The sequence below is a fragment of the Burkholderia orbicola genome, from assembly GCF_900100915.1.
Classification (GTDB): domain Bacteria; phylum Pseudomonadota; class Gammaproteobacteria; order Burkholderiales; family Burkholderiaceae; genus Burkholderia; species Burkholderia orbicola.
Map to the genome: position 1 here is coordinate 1,888,943 of NZ_FNKW01000002.1, position 22,454 is coordinate 1,911,396.

The window sequence follows — 22,454 nt, forward strand, 5'->3', positions numbered from 1 at the left end:
GTCGTCCGTCGCTACCTGGAGACATCAATGCCCATCGATACGTCCATTCCGCGCTCGCCGGCGCGCCGCACCTTCCTGCGCGCCGGCGGCGCGGCCGCCGGCCTGGCCTGCGCACCCACGTTCGCCCGCGACGACGGCATGCGTTTTGCCGACGATTTCGTGTGGGGCGTCGCGGCGTCGGCTCCGCAAACGGAAAGCCGGGAAGGCCGCGGGCGGAGCAACTGGGACGTGTTCGCGGAGCGCGCCGGCATGATCGCCGACGGCTCGACCAATGCACGCTGCACCGAATTCGAGCAACGCTATCCGGCCGATATCGCGTGGATGGCGGCCGCCGGGATTCGCGCCTTCCGCTTCTCGATCGCGTGGCCGCGCGTGCAGCCGCAAGGGCCCGGCGCGCCGAGCGACGCCGGCCTCGCCACCTATGACAGGATGGTCGACGCGATGCTCGCGCGCGGTATCGAGCCGTTTCCGACGCTGTTTCACTGGGATACGCCGGTCTGGGCCGGCGATTTCCGGACACGCGACATCGCCTATCGGCTGGCCGATTACGCCGATCGGGTGACGCGCCGGCTCGGCGATCGCGTGAAGCACTGGATCGTGCTGAACGAGCCCAATAGCCTCGCGCTGCGCGGCTACGGAATGGGCGTGCATGCGCCGGGGCTGCGTTCGCCGGAAGGCGTGTTCGCGGCGATGCATCACCAGAACCTCGCGCAGGGCCTCGCATTCCAGGCGCTGCGGGCGAACCTGCGCGACGCGCGGATCGGCACGACGATCAACCTTCAGCCGGTGCGCCCGGCGGCGGCGCGCGACGAAGACCGCAAGGCGGCCGGCCTCGTCGACGTGCTGTGGAATCGTGCGTTCCTCGATCCGCTGTACGGCCACGGGTATCCCGAACCGCTCGCGCATTCGCTCGCCGGCCTCGTGCGGCCCGGCGACATGGCCATCGTCGCCGCGAAGCCGGATTTCCTCGGGATGAACTACTACTCGCGCATCTACGTTCGGGCCAATCCGTCCGCCCCGTTCGGCGTCGAGCAGGCCGAACCGCCGGCCGATCTGCCGCGCACTGCGTACTTCCAGGTCGAGCCGGACGGGATGACCGAGATGCTGCTGCGCGTGCATCGCGATTACGGCGCGCCGGACATCTACATCACCGAAACCGGCTTCGCGCTCGACGATCCGGCGCCGCATGACGGCGTCGTCGACGACGGCCCGCGCGGCGATTACCTGTCGCGCTATCTGCGCGCGGCGCACGACGCCTATCGGCAAGGTGTGCGGTTGAAAGGGCTGTTCTACTGGGCCGCCACCGACAACTGGGAATGGGGGCAGGGGTTTTCGAAGCGATTCGGCCTCGTGCACGTCGATCTCGACACGCAGGTTCGTACACCCAAACGCAGCCTCGCGTACTACTCGCGATGCATCGCGCAGAACGCGGTGGCGTGATGCGCGGCTGCTTTCCTCATTCGTCATCGACCCTCGGCATCGCATGAAATCCCGTTCGCTCGCCCGGCGCCGCCCGCGCCGGATCGTACCGGCCAGCGCCGCGCCTCGTTCCTCCGACTCGCCGGCCTCCGACCGTCGCACGCTGTTGCCGCGCGGCTGGCGGGGCGTCCGGCTGGTGACCGCGCTGGTCGTCGCGTGCGCGGCTGCCGGTGCGGCGATCGGCTGGCTGTCCCCGGTAACGCCGTCCCGTGGCGAGGGCGCGCGCGCCGTCATTGGCAACGGACACGACGGGCCGCTCGACATGGCGTGGATTCCCGGCGGCACCTTCCTGATGGGCAGCGATGCGAAGGCGGCGCAGCCGAACGAGCGGCCGGCGCATCGGGCCACCGTGCGCGGCTTCTGGCTCGATCGTCACGACGTGACCAACGTGGAATTCCGGCGCTTCGTCGATGCGACCGGGTACGTCACGACCGCCGAGCGCAAGCCGGACTGGAACGCGCTGAAGGCGCAATTGCCGCCCGGCACGCCGCGGCCGCCCGACAGTGCGCTGGTGCCGGGCGCGCTCGTGTTCGTCGGCACGGCGAGCCCGGTTCCGCTGGACGATTACGCGCGCTGGTGGCGCTTCCTGCCCGGTGCCAACTGGCGACACCCCGACGGGCCCGGTAGCACGATCGCGGGCAAGGACGACTACCCGGTCGTGCAGGTCTCGTACGACGATGCGCGCGCGTATGCGCAGTGGGCCGGCAAGCGGCTGCCGACCGAGGCCGAATGGGAATTCGCGGCGCGCGGCGGCCTCGAGCAGGCCGATTACGCGTGGGGCAATCAGCTCAAGCCGGCGGGTCGGCAGATGGCGAATATCTGGGAAGGGCAGCAGCCGCAGCCGTTTCCGGTCGTCGATGCGCGTAGCGGCAAGCCGGCAGCCCCGAGCCCGGTCGGCACCTATCCGCCCAACGGCTACGGGCTCTACGACATGGCCGGCAACGTGTGGCAATGGGTGGCCGACTGGTATCGGGCCGATGCGTTCCTGCTGGCGGTCGAGAGCGGCCGTCCGGTCGTCGATCCGCAGGGGCCCGCCGACAGTTGGGACCCGACGGAGCCCGGCGTGCCGCCGCATGCGCCGAAGCGCGTGATCCGCGGCGGCTCGTTTCTCTGCAACGAATCGTATTGCCAGAGCTATCGACCGAGCGCGCGGCGCGGCGTCGATCCCGAAGCGGGGATGTCGCATCTCGGCTTCCGGCTGGCGATGGACGAGCGCGCGTGGCTCGCCTGGCGCGGCCACAAGCACGCCGGCGCAAACGCAACGGATTGACCGGCCGAGATCAACGCAATCGAGGAGACGAACATGAATTCCCCCCTGACCCGGCGATTCCGCCGGCATACGCTGTCACGCGTCATCGCGTGCGCGATGGCCTGGCTCCTGATGCTGTGCGCCGGCGCCGCGCATGCCGGTACGGCGCGACCGAACATCGTGTGGATCACCGTCGAGGACATCACGACCTTCATCGGCGGATACGGCGACCCGCAGGTCAAGACGCCGAACATCGACCGGCTGGCACGCGAAGGCGTGCTGTACACGCATGCGTACCAGGTGTCGGGCGTGTGCGCGCCGTCGCGTTCCGCGCTGATCACCGGCGTGTACCCGACCTCGGTGGGCGCGCAGCATCACCGGACCGGGCCGGGCGAGATCTCGGTTCCCGGCGTGACGGTGAAGGACAAGCCGAACGGCGTGCCGGCGACCTATTCGGTGGTGCTGCCGCCCGACGTGAAGGCGTTCCCCGAGCTGCTGCGCAAGGCCGGCTACTACACGTCGAACAACCAGAAGACCGACTACCAGTTCGTGCCGCCGGTGACGGTGTGGGACGAGAACGGCCCTGCCGCGTCCTACCGCTATCGCCCGAAGGACAAGCCGTTTTTCGCGGTGTTCAACTTCTTCGTCACGCACGAGTCGATGATCACCTATCGCAACGATCCGCTGCGCGTCGATCCCGCGTCGATCACGGTGCCGCCGATCTATCCGGACACGCCGGCGGTGCGCGGCGACATCGCGCGCATGTACACCAACATCGAGACGATGGACCGGCAGGTCGGCGAGCTGATCGAGATGCTCAAGCGCGATGGCGTGTACGACAACACGATCATCTTCTTCTTCGCGGACAACGGCGGCACGTTGCCGTGGATGAAGCGCGAGGTGCTCGAGCGCGGCACGCGCGTACCGCTGATCATTCGCTTCCCCGGCGCGCCGCGAGGCGGGTCCACCGATGCGCAGCTCGTGAGCGGCGTCGATCTCGCGCCGACCGTGCTGTCGCTGGCCGGCGTGCCGATTCCGTCGTACATGCAGGGGCAGGCGTTCCTCGGGCCGGCGCGCGCATCGGCGCCGCGCCGCTACGTGTTTGCCGCGCGTGATCGGATGGACAACGAATACGACCGCGTGCGGATGGTGCGCGATCAACGCTTCCGCTATCTGTACAACTACATGCCGGAGAAGCCGTACTACCAGCCGATCCGGTTCCGCGAAAGCATGCCGATGATGCGCGACATCCTGCGGCTGAAGGATGAAGGCAAGTTGCCGCCGGCCACCGCGGCGTGGTTCGGCACGAAGCCGGTCGAGGAGCTGTACGACGCCGATGGGGACCCGTGGGAGCTGCACAACCTCGCGGACGATCCGCGCTATCGCGCCAAGCTCGACGAACTGCGTGCCGCCTTCCACGCGTGGACCGATCGTTACGGCGACATGGGCGGCATACCGGAACCCGAAATGATCTCGCGGATGTGGCTCGGCGGCTCGGCGCCGCCCGCCACGGCGATGCCCGAGATCCGGCCGGCGCCAGGCGGCGTGACGATCGCATGCGCGACCCAGGGCGCATCGATCGGCTACTGGGTCGAACGTCGCGACGACCCGACGCCGCGCCTCTCGCACACCGTGCTCAGTTGGGACTTCGAACGGCTCGCCGGCGAAATGCTGCCGCCGAAGCTCGGTGCGCGCTTCGCCCATCTCGGCGATCAGCGGCCCGTGTCGACGGCCTGGTCCGTGTACGACGCGGGGCGTGTGATTCCGTTGCGCCCCGGCGACGTGCTGCACGTCAACGCGATGCGGATCGGCTATACGGCCGCGACGCTCGACTCCCCGTTCCCGCAGACGGAAGCGCGCCGCTAGCGCTTCCCGAACGCGTGACGGCCGGCCCGTGCGGATCGCCTCTGGGCGAGCCGGTCGACGCTGTCACATCGACCAGGAACATACCGAGGCGATGTCGCAACACTAAGTAAAACGAAACATATGGATGGAGACACATGAAGCGAATCATCGTGGTTTCGGCGTTGGCATGCGTTGCAGCAGACGCGGTCGCGCAATCGAGCGTGACGTTGTTCGGTTACATCGGCGCGGGCGTGCGCTGGACCGACGGCGTGAAAGGAGGGAGCCAGGTCGGGTTCGACAACAACGCGATATCGGGCAACATTTTCGGCATCAAGGGCGCCGAGGATCTCGGCGGCGGCATGCAGGCGATCTTCATGCTGCAGAGCGGGTTCCTGACGGGCACCGGTGCGCTGGCGAAATCGCCCGGCCTGCTGTTCTCGCAGATGGCCTATGTCGGCCTGAGCGGCGCGTATGGCCGCGTCACGTTCGGGCGGCAACTGAACGCGCTCGAGGACATCGGCATCGCGCTCGACCCGAATTCCGCGCAAGGACAGTCGCTGTCGACGATCCCCGGCGTGGTGTGGGGCGGCAACTTCTTCACGAACGATTCGCGCTTCAACAACACGATCAAGTACGTGGGCACGTTCGGCGGCGCGACCGTGCGCGGCAGCTATTCGCCCGGCGGGGTCGCCGGCAATCAGCGCGCCGGCTCGAACGTTGCCGTCGGCACGAGCTACCGGTTCCGGACGCTGTTGCTCGGCACCGCCTATCAGACGACCTGGAACGCCGACGCATCGCAATGGGCGCGCACGATCATGGGCGGCGCGACCTGGCAGGTCGGCCCGGCCCGGCTCTACCTGAGCTACAGCGACCTCGCCGTCAGCGCCGCGAAGGCCGGCGCGCCGGAGCGGCGCGACCGGATTCCGGCGGTCGGGATCGTCTATCAGGTCACGCCGTTCCTGCAATTGTCCGGCGCCACCTATTACGACTTCGCGCAGAACCTGAAGAACACCGCCGGTGCGGACGGCCGCAAGCTGACGTCGTACGCGATGCTGCAGTACTTCCTGTCGAAGCGGACCAGCCTGTATGCGGAGTTCGATCGAAACGGCTTCTCGGGCGCCTACAAGAAGGATCAGACCAACATCGGCGGGCTGTCGCTGCGACCGGACGGACGCACGGTGACCGGCGTGTCGGTCGGCATGATCACGCAGTTCTGATGCGCGTGGCTCTAACGGCCAGCGTGTAGTTCGTTCTCCATCCTGTTGCGGAACTCATCCATGACTTATTCGAACCCTCGGGTTGTACTGATGCTCGCCGCGTTGCTGCTGGCACCCGTCGCGCCGGCGCTGGCCCAGCCGTCGGCATCGCGCGCCACCGTGCCGGCCGTCGACGCGGGAAGCGATGCCGGTGTCGCCGGCACCGCCGCGCCGAACCGCGATACGGCGCGGGCCAGACGGAAATCGAACCGGCTGCTCGTCAAGCGCGTGGCCGCGGTGCTCGCACGCACGCGCGGGCTCGATTCGAGCCGCATCCTGATTCGCGCGGCCGACGGCACGGTGACGTTGTCGGGCACCGTGACGGACAACGTGCAGATTCCGCTGGCGGTCAATGCGGCGCAGCAGGTCACCGGCGTGACGGCCGTTCGCAATCAGCTGCGTATCGGGACCCAGATCGAATAGCGTCGATCGCCGCGCGGGCCGCGCACGCGACGCACACGCGCCCCGCGCCGGCCTCAGCCGCCTTCGACGAGCCGCAGCACGATGCGCCGGGCCGAGTCGAGATGCGCGACGGTCATCGCTCGGGCGCCGCGCGCATTGCGTTCGAGGCATGCCTGCAGGATATCGTCGTGCTCGACCTGGAACGACGGCGTATCCGCGAGCAGCGTGGCCTGCAGGCGCTCGTAACGTTCGACCTGGCCGCGCAGTTCGGCGATCGACTTCAATTGCCGCGCGTTGCCGCAGCACGAATACAGCAACGCGTGGAATTCGCGGTTCAGCTCGCCCTGCCGGCGCGGCACGGTTGCATCGCCGAGCAGCCGATGCACGAGTTCGGCGCGCGCGAGCGTTTCGTCGTCGAGCTGCTTCACGCTGCGGTAGATCGCATCGCCTTCGAGCAGCACGCGCAGGTCGTAGATTTCCTGCACGTCCGACGCGCTCAACATGCGCACGACGGCGCCGCGATTCCTGAAGATGTCGAGCAAGCCTTCGCGTTCCAGCCGCTGGATCGCCTCGCGCATCGGAATCCGGCTGATGCCGAACCGCTCGGCCAGATCGCGCTCGACGAGCCGCTCGCCGCCCGCCAGCTCGCCGTTGATGATCATGTCGCGCAGCGACGCGGCGACCGCGTCCGCCGTGGAGTCGAGTTTGGCTTCCATGCCTGCCTGTTTCGTCATTTTGGAATAATGGTATACCAAACAGCTATGCGGTGCCACAATGGTGGCTCCCGGCGGGCGTCACGCAACGGCGTCCGGCCCGGTCAAGCAACCGACATCAATGGAGAGCGAGATGGCATCGGGCGAACACCAGTATCGCGTCGTAGTGGAGTGGACGGGCAATCGCGGCACCGGCACGTCGGGGTATCGCGAGTACGGCCGCGATCACGTGATCCGCGCAGGTTCCAAGCCGGATATCCCGGGTTCGTCGGACCCGGCGTTCCGCGGCGACGCGGCGCGCTGGAACCCCGAAGACCTGCTGCTCGCGTCGGCATCGGCGTGCCACAAGCTGTGGTATCTGCACCTGTGTTCGGAGGCCGGCATTCGTGTGCTGGCCTATGTCGACCACGCGGAAGGCACGCTGCTCGACAGCGGCGCAGCGGGGCGCTTCACCGAAATCGTGTTGCGCCCGCACGTGACGATCCGGGCCGGCGACGATCGCGAACGCGCGGCGCATCTGCATCACGATGCGCATGCGAAGTGCTATATCGCGAATTCGGTCAATTTTCCGATTCGCTGCGAGCCGGTGATCGAGGTTGACGCGGCATAGGAAACCGCGGCTGCGTTGTCACAGCCCGACGCCGTAAACCTCCGTTGCCGCCGCCCGAATCGCCTCCACCATCACCGTCACCGCCGGCGAATGCAGCCGATCCGTGCGTGTGATGATCCCGAAATCGTCCATCCGGCAATCCATCTCCAGCGGCAGCACCGTGACGATGCCGTGCCGCGCGTAGTAGCGCGCGACGTCCTCGGCGAGCACCGCGATCATGTCGCTCTGTTCGAGCAGTTGCGTGATGAACAGCAGCGCCGAGGTTTCGACGAGGTTTGCCGGCGGCGCGAGGCTCGCGCGCTGGAACACGAGTTCGAAGCGGTGCCGCAGCACGCTGCCGGCCGGCGGCACGACCCACGCGGCGCGCTGCACGTCGGCGAGCGCAACCGGCGCTTGCGCGAGCAACGGATGGCCGGTTCGCACGACCGCGGCCACCGATTCGCCGGTCAGCGGCTCGTAGCGCAGGCGCAGCTTGTCATGTTCGGCGGACAGCCGGCCGAGCACGATGTCGATCTTTTCCTGCGCGAGATGTTCGAGCAGCACGTTGCTGGTGTCGATCTCGACCGACACGTGCAGGCCCGCATGCGTGCCCTTCACCGCGGCGACGGCCGGCGGCACGAGCCGCAGGGCCGGCGACGTGATCGCCCCCACCGCCACGTGGCCGAGATGGCCGGCCTTCAGCGCGGCCAGCTCCTCACGCGCTTGGTCGAGGCTGCCGAGCGCCGCGCGCGCGTGGCGGATCAGCGCGTCGCCGTACAGCGTCGGCCGCATCCCGCGCGGCAGGCGCTCGAACAGCACCGCGCCGATCGATTCCTCGAGCTCGCGCAACAGCTTCGACGCGGCCGGCTGCGTCATGTTCAGCGCGGCCGCCGCGCGGTGAATGCTGCCTTCGTCGGCGAGCGCGACGAGCAGCAGCAACTGGCGCGTCTTCAGACGGGCGCGGTTTCCCCACGGGCTGGCTTCAGTCATCGTACGGGTTTATATCGATATCGGAATAGATATCGTAATCGCCTAAATCGTCATTAGCCAGTTATCAAAATTCTGCCTAGACTGCGCCGGTATCCCGTCACCACAGGACTGACGATGTCGGCAACAAAACCCAGGCTGCGCTCCGCCCAATGGTTCGGCACGAACGACAAGAACGGCTTCATGTACCGGAGCTGGATGAAGAACCAGGGCATTCCCGATCACGAATTCGACGGCCGGCCGATCATCGGCATCTGCAACACGTGGTCCGAACTGACGCCGTGCAACGCGCACTTCCGCAAGCTCGCCGAGCACGTGAAGCGCGGGATCTCGGAAGCGGGCGGTTTCCCGGTCGAGTTCCCGGTGTTCTCGAACGGCGAATCGAATCTGCGGCCGTCGGCGATGCTCACGCGCAATCTCGCGTCGATGGACGTCGAGGAAGCGATCCGCGGCAACCCGATCGACGCGGTCGTGCTGCTCGCCGGCTGCGACAAGACGACGCCCGCGCTGCTGATGGGCGCGGCAAGCTGCGACGTACCGGCGATCGTCGTGTCGGGCGGCCCGATGCTGAACGGCAAGCTCGAGGGCAAGAACATCGGTTCGGGCACGGCCGTGTGGCAACTGCACGAAGCGCTGAAGGCCGGCGAGATCGACGTGCATCACTTCCTGTCGGCCGAAGCCGGGATGTCGCGCTCGGCCGGCACCTGCAACACGATGGGCACCGCGTCGACGATGGCGTGCATGGCCGAGGCGCTCGGCGTCGCGTTGCCGCACAACGCGGCGATTCCGGCGGTCGATTCGCGTCGCTACGTGCTCGCGCACATGTCGGGCATCCGCATCGTCGAGATGGCGCTCGAAGGGCTCGTGCTGTCGAAGATCCTGACGCGCGCGGCGTTCGAGAACGCGATCCGCACGAACGCGGCGATCGGCGGTTCGACCAACGCGGTGATCCACCTGAAGGCGATCGCCGGCCGCATCGGCGTGCCGCTCGAACTGGAAGACTGGATGCGCATCGGCCGCGACACGCCGACGATCGTCGACCTGATGCCGTCGGGGCGCTTCCTGATGGAGGAGTTCTATTACGCGGGCGGGCTGCCGGCCGTGCTGCGCCGGCTCGGCGAAGGCGGGCTGCTGCCGCATCCGGATGCGCTCACGGTGAACGGCAAGTCGCTGTGGGACAACGTGCGCGAAGCGCCGAACTATGACGACGAAGTGATCCGCCCGCTCGACCGGCCGCTGATCGCGGACGGCGGCATCTGCATCCTGCGCGGCAATCTCGCGCCGCGCGGTGCGGTGCTGAAACCGTCGGCGGCGAGCCCCGAACTGCTCAAGCATCGGGGCCGCGCGGTGGTGTTCGAGAACCTCGACCACTACAAGGCGACGATCAACGACGAAGCGCTCGACATCGATGCGAGCTCGGTGATGGTGCTGAAGAACTGCGGGCCGCGCGGCTATCCGGGCATGGCCGAGGTCGGCAACATGGGGCTGCCGCCGAAGCTGCTGCGCCAGGGCGTGAAGGACATGGTGCGGATTTCCGACGCGCGGATGAGCGGCACCGCGTACGGCACCGTGGTGCTGCACGTCGCGCCGGAAGCGGCCGCCGGCGGCCCGCTCGCCGCGGTGCGCAACGGCGACTGGATCGAGCTCGACTGCGAGGCCGGCACGCTGCATCTCGACATTACGGATGAGGAACTGCAACGCCGCCTGTCGGACGTCGATCCGACCGCGGCGCCGGGCGTGGCCGGCCAGCTCGGCAAGGGCGGCTACGCGCGGCTGTATATCGATCACGTGCTGCAGGCCGACGAGGGGTGCGACCTCGACTTCCTGGTCGGCACGCGCGGCGCGGACGTGCCGAGCCATTCGCATTGAGCAGGCGGGCGGCGCGATGTGCGCCGCCGCCGGTTGCGGGCCTTCCCGGTCCGCGCTTCATGAAACCGTGAACGCATGACGGCCGGTGACAACCAGGCCGAAGCAGGACGCGAACCATGACATCGAGCAGCACGCCGCGCCATCGCGGCATCTTTCCCGTCGTTCCGACGACGTTTACCGATACCGGCGAGCTCGACCTCGCGAGCCAGAAGCGCGCGGTCGACTTCATGATCGACGCCGGCTCGGACGGGCTGTGCATCCTCGCGAACTTCTCCGAGCAATTCGCGGTCACCGACGACGAACGCGACGTGCTCACGCGCACGATCCTCGAGCACGTGGCCGGCCGCGTGCCGGTGATCGTCACGACGTCGCACTACAGCACGCAGGTGTGCGCGGCGCGCAGCCTGCGCGCGCAGCAGCTCGGCGCGGCGATGGTGATGGCGATGCCGCCGTACCACGGCGCGACGTTCCGCGTGCCCGAAGCGCAGATCTTCGATTTCTTCGCGCGCGTGTCGGATGCGATCGACATCCCGATCATGATCCAGGATGCGCCCGCGAGCGGCACAGCGTTGTCCGCGCCGTTCCTCGCGCGAATGGCTCGCGAGATCGAGCAGGTCGCGTACTTCAAGATCGAGACGCCGGGCGCCGCGAACAAGCTGCGCGAGCTGATCCGGCTCGGCGGCGACGCGATCGAGGGGCCGTGGGACGGCGAGGAGGCGATCACGCTGCTCGCCGATCTCCATGCGGGCGCCACCGGCGCGATGACGGGCGGCGGCTTCCCGGACGGCATCCGGCCGATCCTCGAAGCGTTCCGCGAAGGCCGGCACGACGATGCGTTCGCGCATTACCAGGCATGGCTGCCGCTGATCAATCACGAGAACCGCCAGTCCGGGATCCTCACCGCGAAGGCGCTGATGCGCGAAGGCGGCGTGATCGCGTGCGAGCGGCCGCGGCATCCGATGCCGGAACTGCACCCGGACACGCGCGCGGAATTGCTCGCGATCGCGCGCCGGCTCGATCCGCTCGTGCTGCGCTGGGCGCGCTGAGCGATTCACGAAGGAGACATGCAGGATGAGTGATCCGATTTCGCTGGGTGTCGTCGGGATCGGCAAGATCGCGCGCGACCAGCATCTGCCGGCGATCGCCGCCGAGCCGGGCTTCGCGCTGACCGCCTGCGCGAGCCGCCATGCGGAAGTCGCGGGGGTGCGCAACTATCCCGACCTGCGCGCGTTGCTGGCCGCCGAGCCCGAACTCGACGCGGTGTCGCTGTGCGCGCCGCCGCAGGTGCGCTACGCGCAGGCGCGCGCGGCGCTCGAAGCCGGCAAGCACGTGATGCTCGAGAAGCCGCCGGGCGCGACGCTCGGCGAAGTGGCCGCGCTGGACGCGCTGGCCCAAGAGCGCGGCCTCACGCTGTTCGCGACCTGGCATTCGCGCTGCGCGAGCGCGGTCGAGCCGGCGCGTGCATGGCTCGCGCAACGCACGATCCGCGCGGTGCAGGTGCGCTGGAAGGAAGACGTGCGGCGCTGGCATCCGGGGCAGCAGTGGATCTGGGAGCCGGGCGGCCTCGGCGTGTTCGATCCCGGCATCAACGCGCTGTCGATCGTCACGCGAATCCTGCCGCGCGAGCTTGTGCTGCGCGAGGCGACGCTTATCGTGCCGAGCGACGTGCAGACGCCGATCGCGGCCGAACTCGATTGCGCGGATACCGACGGCGTGCCGGTGCACGCGGAATTCGACTGGCGCCACGGCCCGGTCGAGCAGTGGGAGATCGCGGTCGACACGGCCGACGGCGTGCTCGCGATCAGCCGCGGCGGCGCCCAACTGTCGATCGCGGGCGAGCCGGTCGAGATCGGGCCCGAACGCGAGTACCCGGCGCTGTATGCGCACTTCCACGCGCTGATCGCGCGTGGCGAAAGCGACGTCGACGTGCGGCCGCTGCGGCTCGTCGCCGATGCCTTCCTGTTCGGCCGGCGCGTGCAGACCGACGCGTTCGGCCGCTGAACCTGCGTGCGCGCTTCGGTACGGCGAAGCGCGCACGACGAATGATTGATTACGGCACACATCACGGCATCAGCCGGTACAAAGGAGACACCCATGAACCGCACGACTCACACGATCCGTCGACACACCCTGCGCGCGCTGCTGGCCGCGCTTTGCATCGCGCCGCTCGGGATGACGGGCGCCGCGCACGCCGATGCGCCGCTGAAGATCGGCTTCCTCGTGAAGATGCCCGAGCAGGCGTGGTTCATCAACGAGCAGAACGCCGCGTCCGCGCTCGGCCAGAAGGAGAATTTCTCGGTCGTGAAGATCGGCACGCCGGACGGCGAGAAGGTGCTGGCCGCGATCGACAACCTCGGCTCGCAAGGCGCGCAGGGCTTCGTGATCTGCGCGCCGGACGTGCGTCTCGGGCCGGCGATCGCGTCGCGCGCGAAGCGCTACAACATGAAGTTCGTGACGGTCGACGACCAGCTCGTCGATTCGAGCGGCAAGCCGCTGCCGAACGTGCCGCACCTCGGGATGTCGGCGACGAAGATCGGCAACCAGGTCGGCCAGGCGATCTCCGACGAGATGAAGCGGCGCGGCTGGAAACCGGAGGAAGTCGGCGCGCTGCGCATCACCAACTACGAGCTGCCGACCGCGAAGCTGCGCACCGACGGCGCGACGCAGGCGCTGCTCGCGAACGGCTTCCGCAAGGAGAACATCTTCGACGCGCCGCAGAAGACGACCGACGACGAAGGCGGCTTCAGCGCGGCCGCGCCCGTGCTCGCGCGCCATCCGAACGTGAAGAAATGGGTGATCTACGCGCTGAACGAGGAAACCGTGCTCGGCGCGGTGCGCGCGACCGAACAGCTGCACATCCCGGCGGCCGACGTGATCGGCGTCGGCATCAACGGCGCGGGCGAGGCGTTCGCCGAGTTCCAGAAGAAGGAGCCGACCGGCTTCTACGGGACGATCGCGGTCAGCTCGACGAACCACGGCAAGGACAGCACGCAGAACCTCGTCGACTGGATCCGCAACGGCAAGACGCCGCCGGCCGACACGCAGACGAGCGGCAAGCTGATGACGCGCGCGAACTGGCAGGCCGTGCGCGCCGAACTCGGTATCTGAGCGGGGCGAGGCGAGAACGCGATGACGATGCAGACGATGACGGCCGCGTCCGGCCACGACGCCGAAGCGGGTACGCCGCCGGACGGCCCGCTGCTCGCGCTCGACGGCATCACCGTGACGTTTCCGGGCGTGCGTGCGCTCGACGCGGTGTCGCTGTCGGTGCGCGCGGGCGAAGTGCACGGGCTGATGGGCGAGAACGGCGCGGGGAAATCGACGCTGCTGAAGGTGCTGTCCGGCGTGAACCAGCCGCAGGCCGGCACGCTGACGCTGAACGGCACCGCGCAGCGCTTCGCGTCGACGCGCGCGGCGCTCGAGGCCGGCATCGCGATCATCTACCAGGAACTGCATCTGGTGCCCGAGCTGACGGTCGCGGAAAACCTGATGCTCGGGCAACTGCCGAGCCGGCTCGGCGTGGTCGACGAGCGCACGCTCGCGGCACGCGCGCTCGATGCGCTGGAGCGGCTCGGCGAGCACATCGATCCGGGCATCCCGGTGAAATATCTGTCGATCGGCCAGCGCCAGATGATCGAGATCGGCAAGGCGCTGATGCGCGACGCGCGCGTGATCGCGTTCGACGAACCGACGAGTTCGCTGTCCGCGCGCGAGACCACGCAACTGTTCCGGATCATCCGCGCGCTGCGCGCGGAAGGCCGCGCGATCATCTACGTCACGCACCGGATGGAGGAAGTCTACGAACTGTGCGACCGCGTGACGGTGTTTCGCGACGGCCGCCGCATCGACACGTTCGATTCCGTCGCCGATCTCGACCGCGACCGGTTGATCGGCTGCATGGTCGGCCGTTCGATCGAGGACGTGTATGGCTACCGGCCGCGCCCGGCGGGCGACGTGCTGATCGAAGCGAAGGGGCTGGCGGGGCCGGGGCTGGCCGAGCCCGTGTCGTTCACCGCGCGGCGCGGCGAGATCGTCGGCTTCTTCGGGCTCGTCGGCGCGGGCCGCTCGGAACTGATGAAGCTGCTGTACGGCGCCGTGCGACCGAGCGCCGGGCACGTCGAGCTGAACGGCAAGCGCGTGGCGTTCGGCAGCCCGCGCGACGCGGTGCGCGCCGGCATCGCGCTGTGCCCGGAAGACCGCAAGCAGGAAGGCATCGTCGCGATCGCGTCGGTGGCCGACAACCTGAACATCAGCGCGCGCCGTCATTTCAGCCCGGCGCGCGTGCTGCTCGACGGGCGACGCGAACGCGAGCTCGCGCAGAAATACATCGAGCGCCTCGCGATCAAGACCCGCGACGGCGACACGCCGATCGGTGCGCTGTCGGGCGGCAACCAGCAGAAGGTCGTGCTCGCGCGCTGGCTGGCCGAGCGCATCGACGTGTTCCTGATGGACGAGCCGACGCGCGGCATCGACGTCGGCGCCCGCGCGGAAATCTACAACCTGTTCTACGAACTCGCGGAAGCGGGCCGCACGGTGATCCTCGTGTCGAGCGATCTGGCCGAGGTGATCGGCGTGTCGGACCGCATCGTCGTGATGAAGGAAGGACGGATCGCGGGCGAGGTCGCGAAGGCGCACGCGACGCCCGATGCGCTGATCAAGCTCGCGCTGCCGCGCTAGCGGCGTGCTGTTCAACCGGAAAGCAAGTGAACTGATATGAGCCAGGCAATGCAACCCCAACGTACTTCCCCGTCCCCGGATGCCGCCGCCGCGGCCACGCCCGTGCGACCACGCAACGGCGTGTGGCAGCTGATCAATCGCTCCGGCATCGTGATGGTGTTTCTGGTGCTGTTCGCGACGCTGTCGCTGACCGTGCCGGACTTCCTCACCCCGCGCAACATCCAGGGCCTGCTGCTGTCGGTCACGCTGATCGGCTCGATCGCGGTGACGATGATGTTCGTGCTCGCGCTCGGCGAGGTCGACCTGTCGGTCGCGTCGATCGTCGCGTTCTCGGGGGTGGTCGCCTCGACGCTGATCACCGCGACGCACAGCGTCGTGCTCGGGATCGCGGCCGGCGTGCTGGCGGGCGGCGCGGTCGGGCTCGTGAACGGCGTGCTGATCGCGCGCTACCGGATCAACTCGCTGATCGTCACGCTCGCGATGATGGAAGTCGTGCGCGGGCTCGCGTTCATCACGTCGAACGGCGACGCGGTGATGATCTCGGAAGAGCGCTTCTTCGATCTCGGCGGCGGGTCGTTCCTGGGCATCTCGTTTCCGATCTGGAGCAACATCGTCGGCTTCGTCGTGTTCGGCTTCCTGCTGCGCAAGACGGTGTTCGGCAAGAACGTGCTGGCCGTCGGCGGCAACGGCGAGGCCGCGCTGCTCGCGGGGCTGCCGGTGATGCGCATCAAGATCGCGGTGTTCGTGCTGCAGGGGCTCGTGACGGGCTTCGCCGGCGTGATGCTCGCGTCGCGGATGAGCCTCGGCGATCCGAAGACGTCGGTCGGCCTCGAGCTCGGCGTGATCTCCGCGTGCGTGCTCGGCGGCGTGTCGCTGACGGGCGGCGTCGCGACGATCTCCGGCGTGCTGGTCGGCGTGCTGATCATGGGCTCGGTGCAGGACGCAATGAGCCTGCTGAACGTGCCGACCTTTTACCAATATCTGATACGCGGCGGAATTCTGTTGCTCGCGGTGCTGTTCGACCAGTATCGTCGCAACCAGCGGCGCGCGATGAAGATCTGACTTCGGTGATGGCGCGGCCGCCCGCGAACGCGACAGATCAGATATCGGGAGACGGCATGCAACAGACTCATCCGGCCGCGTCGGCGACGCTGCTGGCCGACAGCCGCAACACGCTCGGCGAAGGCGCGACGTGGTGCGACAGGACGCACGCACTGTACTGGGTGGACATCGAAGGCGCGCGGCTGTGGCGCTGCCGGGCGGATGGCTCGGACCTTGCGCAATGGGCGATGCCCGAACGGCTCGCGTGCTTCGCGCTGACCGACGATCCGGACGTGCTGCTCGTCGGACTCGCGACCCATCTCGCGTTTTTCGATCTGCGCAGCGGCGCGTTCACGCGGATCGTCGACGTCGAACCCGATCTGCCCACGCGGCTGAACGACGGGCGCTGCGACGGTTCTGGCGCATTCGTGTTCGGGATGAAGGACGAAGGCGCCGAGCCGCCGCGTGCGGTCGGCGGGTTCTACCGGCTCAATTCCGATCTCACGCTCGAACGGCTCGCGTTGCCGCCGGCCGCGATCGCGAACAGCATCGGGTTCTCGCCGGATGGTTCGAAGATGTATTTCTGCGATTCGCTGGTGCGCGAGATTTTCGTGTGCGATTACCGCGCGGGGGGCGATGTGGCCAATGTGCGGCCGTTCGCGCGGCTGACCGATGCTGACGGCGACCCGGACGGCTCGATCGTCGATCGTGACGGCGGGCTGTGGAACGCGCAGTGGGGCGGCAGGCGCGTCGTGCGTTATGGGCCGGACGGGATCGAGACGGATCGCGTTGAAGTGCCGACCGCGCAGCCGAGCTGCGTGGCGCTTGATGGCGATGGTCGCTTGTACGTGACGAGTGCGCGTGTGGACCTGAGCGACGATGCGCTGGCGAGCGACGCGTACGCCGGTGGCGTGTTCGTCGCGCAAACGCGGCACGTGGGGCTGCCGACCGCACGGTTCGCGGGCACGCCGCGTGGTTGATCGCCTGGCCGCCGCATCCGGGTTCCCGTCCATGGGATCGCGCTGACGCGGCGGGCTTCACGCTCATGCCGGCGCCCCGCCGCGCATGCGCGAACGCGCGGCGGCTGCCCGTCTGCCCGAACACGCCGTTCCTCTCCCCGACCTGCTGGTAAGATGGCCCGCAATTCCATCCAGCACGCGCCATGAGTTCCACCCCGACCAAGCCCGCCCGTTCGAAACCCGCCGCGAAGGACGCCGCCCGCACGCCGGTCGACAAGCCGAAAGCGCGCGTGCAACAGCGCCTGACCTACGTGATCGGCGGCCTCGACCGGCTGCTGCGCCGCCACATGACCGACGCGCTCGCGCCGCTCGGCATCACGCTCGCGCAATACACGGCGCTGTCGGTGCTCGAGGCGCGCGGCGCATCGTCGAACGCACAGCTGGCCGAGCGCTCGTGGATCACGCCGCAATCGGCGAACGAGGTGATGAGCGTGATGGCCGCCCGCGGTTTCGTCACGCGCGAAGCCGACCCGTCGCACGGCCGCATCATTCTGCTGACGCTGACCGACGCCGGCGCGGCGATGCTGCGCGAATGCGAAGCCGCGCTGCGGCCGGTCGAGGCACGCATGCTCGGCGACATCTCGGCCGACGACGCCGCGCACGTGCAGCGCGCGCTCGAACTGTTCTCGCGCAACCTGCGCGGCTGACCGCTTCCCCGTTTTCACGACGCGGGCCCGCCAGGCCCGCGCTCGCTGCGTACGCACCATCGGCGTTCGCCCGACCGCGCCCTGATTTCCCCCGCGCTTTCCGCGTTCCGCTCCGGGTTTACACCGGCGCTCGTGCCGCTTGCAATATCAGGTAGCCTGATATTAAATGAAGTCGTCCGCAGCAGGGATGCTGCGCACCGAATCGCACTGGAAACGAACGACAGGAACAAACATGAGCAAGTACGACAACCGCTGGCAGACCGTTGAAGTGAAAGTGGAGGCCGGCATCGCGTGGGTCACGCTGAATCGCCCCGAGAAGCGCAACGCCATGAGCCCGACGCTGAACCGGGAGATGCTGGAAGTCCTCGACGCGGTCGAGTTCGACGACGAGGCAAAGGTGCTGGTGCTGACCGGCGCGGGCGCCGCGTGGACGGCCGGCATGGATCTGAAGGAATATTTCCGCGAGATCGACGGCGGCTCCGACGCGCTGCAGGAAAAAGTGCGCCGCGACGCATCGGAATGGCAGTGGCGCCGTCTGCGGATGTACAACAAGCCGACGATCGCGATGGTGAACGGCTGGTGTTTCGGCGGCGGGTTCTCGCCGCTCGTCGCGTGCGACCTCGCGATCGCGGCGGACGACGCGGTGTTCGGGCTGTCGGAGATCAACTGGGGCATCCCGCCGGGCAACCTCGTCAGCAAGGCGATGGCGGACACGGTCGGGCATCGCCGCGCGCTGCACTACATCATGACCGGCGACACGTTCACCGGCGCAGAGGCGGCGGAAATGGGCCTCGTGAACAGCAGCGTGCCGCTCGCCGAACTGCGCGACGCGACGATCGCGCTCGCCGCGCGGCTGATGGACAAGAACCCGGTCGTGCTGCGCGCGGCGAAGCACGGCTTCAAGCGTTCGCGCGAGCTCACGTGGGAACAGTGCGAGGATTACCTGTATGCGAAGCTCGACCAGGCGCAGCTGCGCGACCCGGAGCGCGGCCGCGAGCAGGGGCTGAAGCAATTCCTCGACGACAAGACGATCAAGCCGGGCCTGCAGGCATACAAGCGCTGAGACAAGCACCGACGCAGCCGCCGGCATCATCGCCGGCGTAATCGCAAGAGACAGGCAAGGCAGGAGACGACATGACAGACAGACGGATGCTGATCGGCGGCGAGTGGTGCAACGCCCGCGACGGGCGCACCTTCGACCGCTTCAACCCCGCGACCGGCGCGCTCGCATCGCGCGCGCCGGCGGCCGGCGTGGCCGACGCCGACGCGGCGATCGACGCCGCGCACCGCGCGTTCCCCGCATGGGCGGCGCTTGCGCCGACCGAGCGCCGCCGCCGGCTGCTGAAGGCGGCCGACCTGATGGATGCGCGCATCGACGCGTTCATCGCGACCGGCGTGGCCGAAACCGGCGCGACGCCCGGCTGGCTCGGCTTCAACGTGACGCTCGCGGCGAACATGCTGCGCGAGGCCGCGTCGATGACGACGCAGATCGACGGCGACGTGATCCCGTCCGACGTACCGGGCAATCTCGCGCTCGCGATGCGCGTGCCGTGCGGCGTGGTGCTCGGCATCGCGCCGTGGAACGCGCCGGTGATCCTCGGCACACGTGCGCTGGCGATGCCGCTCGCATGCGGCAACACGGTCGTGCTGAAGGCGTCCGAGGCGTGCCCGGGCGTGCACGCGCTGATCGGCGAGGTGCTGGACGAAGCGGGGCTCGGCGCCGGCGTGGTCAACGTGATCACGCACGCGGCGGCCGACGCGCCCGAACTCGTCGAGCGGATGATCGCGCATCCGCACGTGAAGCGGATCAACTTCACCGGGTCGACGCACGTCGGCCGCATCATCGCGCGCCACGCCGCCGCGCACCTGAAACCCGTGCTGCTCGAACTCGGCGGCAAGGCGCCGGTGCTGGTGCTCGACGATGCCGATCTCGACGCGGCCGTCGACGCGATCGCGTTCGGCGCATTTTTCAACCAGGGGCAGATCTGCATGTCGACCGAGCGCGTGATCGTCGCGCGGCCGATCGCCGATGCGCTCGTCGAGCGGCTGGCGGCGAAGGCGCGCACGTTGGTCGCCGGCGATCCGCTGGCCGGCCATCCGCTCGGCACGATGGTCGATGCGTCGGCCGCCGCGCGCGCGGCGTCGCTGGTCGAGGATGCGCGTGCGCAGGGCGCGCAACTGCCGCTCGGCTGCCGTGTGGAGGGTGCGACGATGCAGCCCGCGATCGTCGACGGCGTCACGCCCGGCATGCGGCTCTATCGCGAGGAATCGTTCGCGCCAGTCGTCGCGATCCTGCGCGCGGACAGCGACGACGAGGCGGTCGCGCTGGCGAACGACAGCGAATTCGGGCTGTCGGCGAGCGTGTTCAGCCGCGATATCGCACGTGCGATGGCGGTCGCGCGGCGGATCGAGTCGGGGATCTGCCACGTCAACGGGCCGACCGTGCACGACGAAGCGCAGATGCCGTTCGGCGGCACGAAGGCGAGCGGCTACGGCCGCTTCGGCAGCCGCGCGTCGATCGCCGAATTCACCGAGCTGCGCTGGATCACCGTGCAGACCACGCCGCGCCACTACCCGATATGAGCGAGCCGACGATGAATGCAGAGAAGGCGCCGCTTCAGGTCGGTCAACACGCCGACGCCGTGCGCTATCGCGCGGCCGCCGTCGCCGTTGGCGCGGCCGAGATTCGCCGCGCCGACGACGGTACCTGGTACCTGCGTTCGCGCGAGCCGCTCGGCGATTACCCGACGCGCGTCACCGACTGCCTCGTGCGGGGCGCGCAGGCGCACCCCGACCGCGTGCTCGCCGCGCGGCGCGGCGCCGACGGAAACTGGATCGAGATCACTTACGCGCAGATGCTCGAACGTGCCCGCGCGCTCGGCCAGGGCCTCGTCGATCTCGGGCTGTCGGCCGAGCGTCCGCTCGCGGTGCTGTCCGGCAACGATCTCGAGCACCTGCAACTGATGTTCGCGGCGATGCTGGCCGGCGTGCCGTACTCGCCGATCTCGCCCGCGTATTCGCTGGTGTCGACCGACTACGGCAAGCTGCGTCACACGCTCGGCGTGCTGCGGCCGGGCGCGGTGTTCGTCGCGGAACGCGCGCCATTCGCGCGGGCGCTCGACGCGACGTTGCCGGCCGATGCGGCGCTGATCGTCGCGCGCGATGTCGATGCCGATGCCGATGCAAGCGGCCGCGCGGTGCCGCTGTCGCGCCTGCTCGCCACCGCACCGCGCACGATCGACGCGATCCACGAGGCGGTCGGCCCCGACCATCTCGCGAAGATCCTGTTCACGTCCGGTTCGACGAAGCAGCCGAAGGCCGTGCCGACCACGCACCGGATGCTGTGCAGCAACCAGCAGATGCTGCGCCAGACGATGCCGGAACTCACGCGCGAGCCGCCGGTGCTGGTGGACTGGCTGCCGTGGAATCACACGTTCGGCGGCAGCCACAACCTCGGCATCGCGCTGTACAACGGCGGCACACTGTATATCGACGACGGCCGCCCGATGCCCGGCCGCTTCGACGAAACCGTGCGCAACCTGCGCGAGATCGCCCCGACGATCTATTTCAACGTGCCGAAGGGCTGGGAGGAACTGACCGCCGCGCTCGAACGCGATGCCGAATTGCGCGACACGTTCTTCTCGCGCGTGAAGCTGTATTTCTTCGGCGGCGCGGGGCTGTCGCAGGCCGCGTGGGATCGGCTCGACCGCGTGACCGAAGCGCATTGCGGCGAGCGTATCCGGATCATGGCCGGCCTCGGGATGACGGAGGCGTCGCCGTCGTGCCTGTTCACGACGGGGCCGCTGATGCGCGCCGGCTATATCGGGCTGCCCGCGCCCGGCTGCGACGCGAAGCTCGTGCCGTGCGGCGGCAAGCACGAACTGCGCTTCAAGGGGCCGAACGTGATGCGCGGCTACTGGCACGCGGACGTCGATCCGCGCGACGTGTTCGACGAAGAAGGCTATTACCGCAGCGGCGACGCGGGCGTCTTTGCCGATCCGGAGCGGCCGGAACTCGGGCTGCTGTTCGACGGGCGGTTGACCGAGGATTTCAAGCTGAGCAGTGGCACGTTCGTGAGCGTCGGGCCGTTGCGCGCGAATGCCGTGTCGACGGGGGCGCCGTACGTGCAGGACGTGGTCGTCACCGGGATCAATCGCGACGACATCGGCTTGCTGGTGTTTCCGCGCGTCGACGCGTGCCGGGCGCTGGCAGGGCTCGCCGCGGATGCCTCGGTGACCGACGTGCTGCGCGCGCCGGCCGTGCGCGCGGCGTTCGCGGCGTGGCTGGCTGCGTTGAACCGGAATGCGAGCGGCGGTTCGACGTTCGTCGCGCGAATCCGGCTGATCGACACGCCGCCGTCGCTGGATCTCGGCGAGGTGACCGACAAGGGTTCGCTGAACCAGGCGGCCGTGCAGAAGCATCGCGCGGCGACGATCGACGCGCTGTACGACCCGGCGCGGCGCGATCCCGACGTGATTTACGCGTAGGCAGCACGCGCGAGCAGTTACAGCAGTAAGCAGCGAGCAGGCACAACGACCGGCCGGCCACGACACCGGCAGGCGCTCTTTCGGCCAGTGAATCAGGTTGCCTGATAAAGGCGGCCGTTCATACGACACCTCGCGCGCCGAACCGCCACTGGCCGGCGGTGGCGCGCGGCGGTCGTTACACGGCCGACCGACTA

General features: G+C 68.6%; 19 protein-coding genes. 17 read left to right on the forward strand and 2 right to left on the reverse strand.

Annotation, left to right across the window (positions count from 1 at the left end; genetic code table 11):
• Positions 1-27 precede the first annotated feature (27 nt).
• From BLS50_RS25340 to BLS50_RS25360, 5 genes are all read left to right on the forward strand, one after another.
• The gene (locus BLS50_RS25340; protein WP_074804952.1) at positions 28-1,440 is read left to right on the forward strand and encodes a glycoside hydrolase family 1 protein; all 1,413 of its coding nucleotides are present in this window, start codon (positions 28-30) and stop codon (positions 1,438-1,440) included.
• Between the two features lie 43 nt (positions 1,441-1,483).
• A complete protein-coding gene (locus BLS50_RS25345) occupies positions 1,484-2,749 on the forward strand; it encodes a formylglycine-generating enzyme family protein (RefSeq protein ID WP_256334156.1) in 1,266 nt (421 codons plus the stop codon).
• Between the two features lie 33 nt (positions 2,750-2,782).
• Positions 2,783-4,594: a sulfatase family protein gene (locus tag BLS50_RS25350; RefSeq protein ID WP_074804957.1), complete on the forward strand. Its 1,812-nt coding sequence runs from the start codon at positions 2,783-2,785 to the stop codon at positions 4,592-4,594.
• Between the two features lie 134 nt (positions 4,595-4,728).
• A complete protein-coding gene (locus tag BLS50_RS25355; protein WP_074804960.1) occupies positions 4,729-5,790 on the forward strand; it encodes a porin in 1,062 nt (353 codons plus the stop codon).
• Between the two features lie 60 nt (positions 5,791-5,850).
• Positions 5,851-6,252 carry a BON domain-containing protein gene (locus tag BLS50_RS25360; RefSeq protein WP_244106831.1) on the forward strand — a complete coding sequence of 134 codons (402 nt, stop codon included), beginning with the start codon at positions 5,851-5,853 and terminating at the stop codon, positions 6,250-6,252.
• Between the two features lie 53 nt (positions 6,253-6,305).
• Here the strand turns inward: BLS50_RS25360 and BLS50_RS25365 are convergent, their stop codons facing one another.
• A complete protein-coding gene (locus BLS50_RS25365) occupies positions 6,306-6,947 on the reverse strand; it encodes a GntR family transcriptional regulator (protein ID WP_175831899.1) in 642 nt (213 codons plus the stop codon).
• A 130-nt stretch (positions 6,948-7,077) separates the two neighbouring features.
• Between BLS50_RS25365 and BLS50_RS25370 the strand changes: the two genes are divergently transcribed.
• Positions 7,078-7,554, forward strand: coding sequence for an OsmC family protein (locus tag BLS50_RS25370; protein WP_074804968.1), 477 nt, complete (start codon positions 7,078-7,080; stop codon positions 7,552-7,554).
• 18 nt (positions 7,555-7,572) lie between these two features.
• Here the strand turns inward: BLS50_RS25370 and BLS50_RS25375 are convergent, their stop codons facing one another.
• Entirely contained in the window at positions 7,573-8,523 is a 951-nt protein-coding gene (locus BLS50_RS25375; RefSeq protein WP_006480234.1) for a LysR substrate-binding domain-containing protein, read from the reverse strand.
• Positions 8,524-8,637: 114 nt separating this feature from the next.
• Between BLS50_RS25375 and BLS50_RS25380 the strand changes: the two genes are divergently transcribed.
• The 11 genes from BLS50_RS25380 (at position 8,638) to BLS50_RS25430 (ending at position 22,260) form a co-directional block, all read left to right on the forward strand.
• Positions 8,638-10,389, forward strand: coding sequence for an IlvD/Edd family dehydratase (locus BLS50_RS25380; RefSeq protein ID WP_006480235.1), 1,752 nt, complete (start codon positions 8,638-8,640; stop codon positions 10,387-10,389).
• Positions 10,390-10,505: 116 nt separating this feature from the next.
• Positions 10,506-11,435, forward strand: a complete 930-nt coding sequence (locus BLS50_RS25385) for a dihydrodipicolinate synthase family protein (RefSeq protein WP_074804971.1) — start codon at positions 10,506-10,508, stop codon at positions 11,433-11,435.
• 25 nt (positions 11,436-11,460) lie between these two features.
• Positions 11,461-12,390, forward strand: coding sequence for a Gfo/Idh/MocA family protein (locus tag BLS50_RS25390; RefSeq protein WP_074804974.1), 930 nt, complete (start codon positions 11,461-11,463; stop codon positions 12,388-12,390).
• Positions 12,391-12,483: 93 nt separating this feature from the next.
• A complete protein-coding gene (locus BLS50_RS25395; RefSeq protein WP_006480238.1) occupies positions 12,484-13,497 on the forward strand; it encodes an arabinose ABC transporter substrate-binding protein in 1,014 nt (337 codons plus the stop codon).
• A gap of 21 nt (positions 13,498-13,518) precedes the next feature.
• On the forward strand, positions 13,519-15,066 hold the full coding sequence (gene araG, locus BLS50_RS25400) for an L-arabinose ABC transporter ATP-binding protein AraG (RefSeq protein WP_074804977.1): 1,548 nt from the start codon (positions 13,519-13,521) through the stop codon (positions 15,064-15,066).
• Between the two features lie 36 nt (positions 15,067-15,102).
• A complete protein-coding gene (gene araH / locus BLS50_RS25405; protein ID WP_006480240.1) occupies positions 15,103-16,128 on the forward strand; it encodes an L-arabinose ABC transporter permease AraH in 1,026 nt (341 codons plus the stop codon).
• Between the two features lie 56 nt (positions 16,129-16,184).
• Positions 16,185-17,087: an SMP-30/gluconolactonase/LRE family protein gene (locus BLS50_RS25410; protein ID WP_074804980.1), complete on the forward strand. Its 903-nt coding sequence runs from the start codon at positions 16,185-16,187 to the stop codon at positions 17,085-17,087.
• A gap of 182 nt (positions 17,088-17,269) precedes the next feature.
• Positions 17,270-17,773 (forward strand): MarR family winged helix-turn-helix transcriptional regulator, encoded by a 504-nt coding sequence (locus BLS50_RS25415; protein WP_074804982.1) that lies wholly within the window; start codon positions 17,270-17,272, stop codon positions 17,771-17,773.
• A gap of 232 nt (positions 17,774-18,005) precedes the next feature.
• Complete coding sequence (locus BLS50_RS25420) at positions 18,006-18,836, forward strand: p-hydroxycinnamoyl CoA hydratase/lyase (RefSeq protein ID WP_011548805.1); 831 nt, start codon at positions 18,006-18,008, stop codon at positions 18,834-18,836.
• 71 nt (positions 18,837-18,907) lie between these two features.
• Entirely contained in the window at positions 18,908-20,356 is a 1,449-nt protein-coding gene (locus BLS50_RS25425) for an aldehyde dehydrogenase (RefSeq protein WP_053524160.1), read from the forward strand.
• Entirely contained in the window at positions 20,353-22,260 is a 1,908-nt protein-coding gene (locus tag BLS50_RS25430) for a feruloyl-CoA synthase (protein ID WP_074804985.1), read from the forward strand. The genes BLS50_RS25425 and BLS50_RS25430 overlap by 4 nt, the downstream gene beginning before the upstream one ends.
• Positions 22,261-22,454: the final 194 nt, after the last annotated feature.

Excerpts from the sequence above, each read along its gene's own strand:
- BLS50_RS25415 (WP_074804982.1), top strand. The coding sequence starts at position 17,270 with ATGAGTTCCACCCCGACCAAGCCCGCCCGTTCGAAACCCGCCGCGAAG.
- BLS50_RS25425 (WP_053524160.1), top strand. The coding sequence starts at position 18,908 with ATGACAGACAGACGGATGCTGATCGGCGGCGAGTGGTGCAACGCCCGC.
- BLS50_RS25395 (WP_006480238.1), top strand. The coding sequence starts at position 12,484 with ATGAACCGCACGACTCACACGATCCGTCGACACACCCTGCGCGCGCTG.
- BLS50_RS25370 (WP_074804968.1), top strand. The coding sequence starts at position 7,078 with ATGGCATCGGGCGAACACCAGTATCGCGTCGTAGTGGAGTGGACGGGC.
- BLS50_RS25350 (WP_074804957.1), top strand. The coding sequence starts at position 2,783 with ATGAATTCCCCCCTGACCCGGCGATTCCGCCGGCATACGCTGTCACGC.
- BLS50_RS25340 (WP_074804952.1), top strand. The coding sequence starts at position 28 with ATGCCCATCGATACGTCCATTCCGCGCTCGCCGGCGCGCCGCACCTTC.
- araH (WP_006480240.1), top strand. The coding sequence starts at position 15,103 with ATGAGCCAGGCAATGCAACCCCAACGTACTTCCCCGTCCCCGGATGCC.
- BLS50_RS25355 (WP_074804960.1), top strand. The coding sequence starts at position 4,729 with ATGAAGCGAATCATCGTGGTTTCGGCGTTGGCATGCGTTGCAGCAGAC.
- BLS50_RS25360 (WP_244106831.1), top strand. The coding sequence starts at position 5,851 with ATGACTTATTCGAACCCTCGGGTTGTACTGATGCTCGCCGCGTTGCTG.
- BLS50_RS25430 (WP_074804985.1), top strand. The coding sequence starts at position 20,353 with ATGAGCGAGCCGACGATGAATGCAGAGAAGGCGCCGCTTCAGGTCGGT.
- araG (WP_074804977.1), top strand. The coding sequence starts at position 13,519 with ATGACGATGCAGACGATGACGGCCGCGTCCGGCCACGACGCCGAAGCG.
- BLS50_RS25420 (WP_011548805.1), top strand. The coding sequence starts at position 18,006 with ATGAGCAAGTACGACAACCGCTGGCAGACCGTTGAAGTGAAAGTGGAG.
- BLS50_RS25385 (WP_074804971.1), top strand. The coding sequence starts at position 10,506 with ATGACATCGAGCAGCACGCCGCGCCATCGCGGCATCTTTCCCGTCGTT.
- BLS50_RS25390 (WP_074804974.1), top strand. The coding sequence starts at position 11,461 with ATGAGTGATCCGATTTCGCTGGGTGTCGTCGGGATCGGCAAGATCGCG.
- BLS50_RS25345 (WP_256334156.1), top strand. The coding sequence starts at position 1,484 with ATGAAATCCCGTTCGCTCGCCCGGCGCCGCCCGCGCCGGATCGTACCG.
- BLS50_RS25410 (WP_074804980.1), top strand. The coding sequence starts at position 16,185 with ATGCAACAGACTCATCCGGCCGCGTCGGCGACGCTGCTGGCCGACAGC.
- BLS50_RS25375 (WP_006480234.1), bottom strand. The coding sequence starts at position 8,523 with ATGACTGAAGCCAGCCCGTGGGGAAACCGCGCCCGTCTGAAGACGCGC.
- BLS50_RS25365 (WP_175831899.1), bottom strand. The coding sequence starts at position 6,947 with ATGGAAGCCAAACTCGACTCCACGGCGGACGCGGTCGCCGCGTCGCTG.
- BLS50_RS25380 (WP_006480235.1), top strand. The coding sequence starts at position 8,638 with ATGTCGGCAACAAAACCCAGGCTGCGCTCCGCCCAATGGTTCGGCACG.